The sequence below is a fragment of the Candidatus Collinsella stercoripullorum genome (assembly GCF_027669965.1).
GTDB lineage: Bacteria > Actinomycetota > Coriobacteriia > Coriobacteriales > Coriobacteriaceae > Collinsella > Collinsella stercoripullorum.
On sequence record NZ_JAQECM010000055.1, the window covers coordinates 1 to 6,055 of the forward strand.

The following is a 6,055-nucleotide window of genomic DNA, read 5'->3' on the forward strand; positions in this document are numbered from 1 at the left end:
CGAAGCCTCCGCGGTCACCGCCGAAGCCGCCGCGCGGACCGCGGTCGCCGCCGCGGCCGCCGAAGCCACCGCGGTCGTCACGGCCGCCGCGCGGACCGCGGTCGCGGTCGTTGTCGAGGCCCATGGCGACGAGCGGCTCGACGATCTGGTCGAGCATCTCGATGATCTGCTGGGCGGAATCGGAGGAGAGGTTCGGGATGAGCTTCTTGCGCTTGTTGCCCATGGCCTCGGCGAGCTGCTCGGCATCCTCGCTCGCGAAGATGACGACCTTGCGCATGTCCTCCTCCTCGGGCTCGATGCGCGCGACGATGTCGTGCTTCTCGGCCTCGATCATGAGGGCGTTGAGCTCGCGCAGGCGCATGCCCATGAGCTCGGCCATCTCCTTCTGCTCCATCTTGGGCTTGAGCTCGAGCAGCTTGAGGGCGCGCATGAGGTCGCGCAGGCGCGCGGCGTCCTCGTCGGCCTCGTCACGCAGCATGTCGCGGCGGGCGCGCAGCAGGCGGGCGGCGCGGTTCACCTTGTCGAACAGCTCGTTGTCCAGGTTCTCCGGGGCGATGGCGGCAGCCTCGTCGGCGGGCTCGGCATCGTCCGCGGCCTCGACGGCCTCATCGGTCTCGTTCTCCTCGACCTCGACGGCCTCGTCGGCGGCCTCGGTCTCCACGTTCTCGGTCTCCACGGCGGCCTCGACGGCCTCCGCCTGGTCAGCCGCCTCGATGGCGGTCTCGTCGATCTCGGTCATCTTCTCGTTCAGCTCGCTGTTCTCAGACATGCGTTCCTCCTGCGCCCTCGGCACTCATCCGGCGGCTCTCCCAATCGGCCGCGATTCACGAAACAGGGCCTTCCGGCCTCGTGAAAGTGTAGAGGTAGCGGCACGTGCGCACCGCGAAAAACCGCGTCACCACAAAAGCACCTCCTCGAGGGCGCCGAACCCCCGTATTTCACCGGCAGATGAAGACGGGCGGCCGCCCGCGCAGCCGCCCGTCCCGGTAGAGACCCTGTTCCCGATGCCCCGCTACCGCTGGCGATAGTGCGCCAGGAAGTCCGCGAGGTCCTCCATCGCCTCGTGCAGGACCCCCATGCGCGGCAGGTAGACGATGCGGAAGTGATCCGGCTTCTCCCAGTTGAAGCCGCCGCCGCGCGTGATCAGGATGTGCTTCTCGTGCAGGAGGTCGAGGGCGAACTGCTCGTCGTCGGTGATGTTGAACTTCTTGACGTCGAGCTTGGGGAAGATGTAGAACGCGGCGCGCGGTTTGACCGCGCTCACGCCGTCGATGGCGTTCAGCGCCTCGTAGACGTAGTTGCGCTGCTCGTGCACGCGACCGCCGGGCACCACGTAGCTCGTGACGCTCTGGTGCCCGCCGAGCGCCGTCTGCACGATCGACTGCGCCGGGACGTTCGAGCACAGGCGCATGTTCGAGAGCATGTTGATGCCGTAGATGAAATCGCGCATGCAGCGCTTGTCACCCGAGAGCACCATCCAGCCGATGCGGAAGCCCGCGATCATATGGGATTTGGAGAGGCCCGAGAAGGTCACGCACGGGAGGTCGGGCGCGAGCGCGGCGATCGAGATATGCTCGACGCCGTCCATGCACAGGCGGTCGTAGATCTCGTCGGAGAAGATCATGAGCTGATGCCGGCGGGCGATCTCCACGATGTCGGCGAGGACCTCGCGCGGGTAGACGGCGCCCGTGGGGTTGTTGGGGTTGATGATGACGAGGGCCTTCGTGCGCTCGGTGATCTTGGACTCCATGTCCGCGAGGTCCGGGTACCAGTCGGCCTCCTCGTCGCACAGGTAGTGCACGGGCGTGCCGCCCGCGAGCGTGGCGCACGCGGTCCACAGCGGGTAGTCGGGGCTCGGGATGAGGATCTCATCCCCGTTGTCGAGCAGCGCCTGCATGCACAGCTGGATGAGCTCGGAGACGCCGTTGCCCGTGTAGATGGACTCGATGTCGACGTTGGGCAGACCCTTGAGCTGGGCGTACTGCATGATCGCCTTGCGCGCGGCGAACAGGCCGCGCGAGTTGGAGTAGCCCTCGCAGTCCGTGAGCTGCTGGCGCATGTCGAAGATGACCTCGTCGGGGGTGCGGAACCCGAACGGGGCGGGGTTGCCGATGTTCAGCTTCAAGATGTGCTCGCCGCGGGCCTCCATCGCGCTCGCCTCGTCGACGACGGGGCCGCGGACATCGTAGAGAACGTTCTCGAGCTTGGAAGACTTCTTGAATTCGCGCATGTGGATGCTCCTTTGACGGTCGGCGCCGGAACCTCGGCGCGACGCGGGCGAGACGGGGGTTGGGAGGGCGGCCTCATGCCGCTCGGTAGCTCGTGCGGGCACGGGATCCGGTGCGGAGGGGACCGCGGGCCCGGCGGCGGGGCTGTGCGCCCCCGTCGCGCCCTCTTCCCCCGCGCCGATGAGCCAGGCGGCATCGACCTCGAGGATCTGGGCGAGCAGGCGCACCATATCGCGCCGCGGCACGGTCTTGCCCGACACGTACTGGCTCACCTGGCTCTTCCCCAGCCTTCCCCCGAGCTCCGCGGCCGCGCGGATCATATCGGTCTGCTTGAGCCCTCGGCGCGCCATCGACGCCCTCAGACGCTCGGAGAACACCGCGCGTTCGGAATCCCGCTCCATGCCACCTCCCCGTTTCCCGCATCCCGGAGACTCATCCCGGAAAAGTTCAATTTAGATGTGAAATTGAACTCGTAAGAAGTTCAAAGTTCAATTATCGGGAGTGTAACACAGGTCATAATTGAACTTCCGAGGTTTTTCACCGCGCGGTATCATGCGACCTATCGTCATCATCCGCACACGCGCTGCCGCGCCCCACCGCGAGAGGATCCCCCATGGCCAAGAACTACCTGATCGTCATCGACATGCAGAACGACTTCGTCACCGGGGCGCTGGGAACGCCCGAGGCGCAGGCGATCGTCCCCGACGTCGCCCGTCGCGCCCGCGAGTTCGACGGCACCGTCCTGTTCACAAAGGACACGCACGCCGAGAACTACCTCGAGACGCAGGAGGGACGCAACCTTCCCGTCGCCCACTGCATCCGCGGGACCGAGGGCTGGCAGCTCGTCCCCGAGCTCGACGAGGTCCGCGCCGCCCGTGACGCCGCCGTCTTCGAGAAACCGACCTTCGGGTCCGTCGAGCTCGCGTGGTGGCTCGCCCAGGAGAACGATGCCGAACCCATCGGGTCCATCGAGCTCGCCGGCGTCTGCACCGACATCTGCGTGATCAGCAACGCGCTGCTCATCAAGGCCCATTTCCCGGAGGTTCCCGTCCGGGTGAACCCCGCCCTGTGCGCCGGCGTCACCCCGCAGGCCCACGAGGCCGCGCTCGCGACCATGCGCAGCTGCCAGGTCGAGCTCATCGAGGGCTGACCCCGTCCCCAAATTACCCATCCACGGGCGGTCGGCGGCCGCGGGCGAAATGACCCGAAACGACCCCGTCCCCAAATTAGTCCCCAAATTACCCGCTATCCTAATCCGGCGGCCATCCCGATCAGCCGCACGGCGAACGCCGCGATCCAGGCGACCCCGCACTGAAGGGCGACGACCGCCCACATCATCCTGGTCCCCAGCTCGCTGCGCACCGTGGACACCGCCGCCACGCAGGGCGTGTACAGGAGCGTGAACGTCAGGAAGCAGAAGGCGGTCAGCGGCGTGAACAGCGTCGACAGCGCCGAGACGTCGCCGCCGATCAGCACGGTGAGCGTCGAGACCACGCTCTCCTTGGCGGCGAAGCCCGCGGCCAGGGCCGTGGACGCGCGCCAATCGCCGAATCCCAAAGGGGCGAACACCGGCGCGAGGACCTGCCCCACGCCCGCCAGGAGGCTCTGGGATTGGTCGGTCACCACGTTGAAGCGGATATCGAAGGTCTGGAGGAACCAGATGATGACCGTAGCGGCGAACACGATGGTGAATGCCTTGCGCACGAACCCCTTGCCCTTGTCCCACGCGAGCCTGAGCACGGTGCCGGCGCTCGGCAGGCGGTAGTTGGGGAGCTCCATCACGAAGGGCACCGGGTCGCCTCGGAAGGCGGTCCGCTTGAGCACGAGGGCGACGACGATGCCCACGGCGATGCCCATGAGGTACATCGCCAGCATCACCAGGCCGCCGTACCGCGGGAAGAACGCCGCCGTGATCAGGCCGTAAACCGGCAGCTTCGCCGAACAGCTCATGAACGGGGTGAGCATCACGGTCATCTTGCGGTCATGCTCCGAGGGCAGGGTCCGGGTCGCCATGATGGCCGGAACGCTGCACCCGAACCCGATGAGCATGGGGACGATGCTGCGCCCCGACAGGCCGATGCGGCGCAGCAGCTTGTCCATCACGAAGGCGACGCGCGCCATGTACCCGGAGTCCTCGAGGATCGACAGCAGCAGGAAGAGCACGACGATGATGGGGAGGAACGACAGCACGCTTCCGACGCCGGCGAAGATGCCGTCGATGACGAGGGCGTGCACCACCGGGTTCACGCCGAAGTCGGCGAGCCCCGCGTCGACTTCGGCGGTGAAGGCCTCGATCCCCAGCTCGAGCAGGTCCGACAGGCGCTGACCGATCACATCGAAGGTGAGCCAGAACACGAGCGCCATGATGAGGATGAACACCGGGATGGCGGTGTAGCGGCCGGTGAGGATGCGGTCGGCGGCGACCGAGCGCAGGTGCTCGCGGCTCTCGTGCGGCTTGACCACGCAGGCGCCGCAGACCTCCTCGATGAACGAGAAGCGCATGTCCGCGAGGGCGGAGAGACGGTCCGAGCCGGACTCCCCCTCCATCTGGACGATGATGTGCTCGACCGCCTCGAGCTCGTTGCGGTCGAGCGCCAGCGCCGCGATGACCCGCGCGTCGCCCTCGATGAGCTTGGTCGCCGCGAAGCGCACGGGCAGGCCCGCCGCCCGGGCGTGGTCCTCGATGAGCTGGCAGATACCGTGGATGCAGCGGTGCAGGGCGCCGCCGTCGGCGCCGTCGGGCGCGCAGAAGTCGAGGCGGCCGGGATGCTCCCGGAAGCGCGCGACGTGCATGGCGTGCTCCACGAGCTCGCCGATGCCCTCGCCCTTGGCGGCCGAGATCGGGACCACCGGGATGCCGAGGAGCTCCTCGAGCTTGTTGACGTCGACCGTGCCGCCGTTCGCCGCGACCTCGTCCATCATGTTGAGCGCGAGCACCATGGGCCGGTCGAGCTCCATGAGCTGCAGCGTGAGGTAGAGGTTCCGCTCGATGTTGGTGGCGTCCACGATGTCGATGATGCCGTCGGGGCGCTCGTTCAGGATGAACTCGCGCGAGACGATCTCCTCGCTCGTGTAGGGCGACAGCGAGTAGATGCCCGGCAGGTCGGTCACCGTCGCCTCCGGATGGCCCTTGATCTGGCCGTCCTTGCGGTCGACCGTGACCCCCGGGAAGTTCCCGACGTGCTGGTTCGACCCCGTGAGCTGGTTGAACAGGGTCGTCTTGCCGCAGTTCTGGTTGCCGGCGAGCGCGAAGCTGACCGGTTTGCCCTCCGGGATGGGCCTGCCGCCGGCGCGCGGATGCGCCGGCTCCTCGCCGAGCGCCGGGTGCGCGGTCCTCCCGGTCGCGGCGTTCTTGCGCGGGCAGTTGTGCGCGTCGTGGATGTCGCGCACCTCGATGCGGGCGGCGTCGTCGCGGCGCAGGGTGAGCTCGTATCCGCGCAGGCGGATCTCCATCGGGTCGCCCATGGGGGCGTACTTCATCATGGTGACCTCGATACCCGGGGTGAGGCCCATGTCGAGGATGTGCTGACGCAGCGCGGTGTCGTCCGCGTCGACCGACGCGATGATCGCGTCCTTGCCGATCTCCAGCGAGTCAAGTCTCATGCGTACCGTGCTTCCCCTCCGAATCGCCGTACATGCATGACATTCCAAGACATGATAGCGTTGCGCAGGGTGCTCGGGGGCGGTTTCTCGCGCATCGTGACATCTGCAATGGGTCATTTGGGGACGGGGTCGTTTCAACCCATCGGTCATTCGGGGACGGGGTCGTTTCAACCCATGACGGCGCGCCGTCATGGGTTGAAACGACCCCGTCCCCGAATGACCGA

4 protein-coding genes are annotated in these 6,055 nt (G+C 67.2%); 1 reads left to right on the plus strand and 3 read right to left on the minus strand.

Going from position 1 to position 6,055, the window contains the following annotated elements; all coding sequences use genetic code 11:
• On the minus strand, positions 1-769 hold a 769-nt coding region (locus PHA29_RS09135; RefSeq protein WP_270849284.1), incomplete at its 3' end, for a hypothetical protein.
• Between the two features lie 243 nt (positions 770-1,012).
• Positions 1,013-2,629 (minus strand): aminotransferase class I/II-fold pyridoxal phosphate-dependent enzyme, encoded by a 1,617-nt coding sequence (locus tag PHA29_RS09140; RefSeq protein ID WP_270849286.1) that lies wholly within the window; start codon positions 2,627-2,629, stop codon positions 1,013-1,015.
• Positions 2,630-2,841: 212 nt separating this feature from the next.
• On the opposite strand from PHA29_RS09140, the gene PHA29_RS09145 reads away from it, so the two are divergent.
• Positions 2,842-3,378, plus strand: coding sequence for a cysteine hydrolase family protein (locus tag PHA29_RS09145; RefSeq protein ID WP_270849288.1), 537 nt, complete (start codon positions 2,842-2,844; stop codon positions 3,376-3,378).
• Between the two features lie 95 nt (positions 3,379-3,473).
• Here the strand turns inward: PHA29_RS09145 and feoB are convergent, their stop codons facing one another.
• The gene (feoB, locus tag PHA29_RS09150) at positions 3,474-5,831 is read right to left on the minus strand and encodes a ferrous iron transport protein B (RefSeq protein ID WP_270849290.1); all 2,358 of its coding nucleotides are present in this window, start codon (positions 5,829-5,831) and stop codon (positions 3,474-3,476) included.
• Positions 5,832-6,055 lie beyond the last annotated feature (224 nt).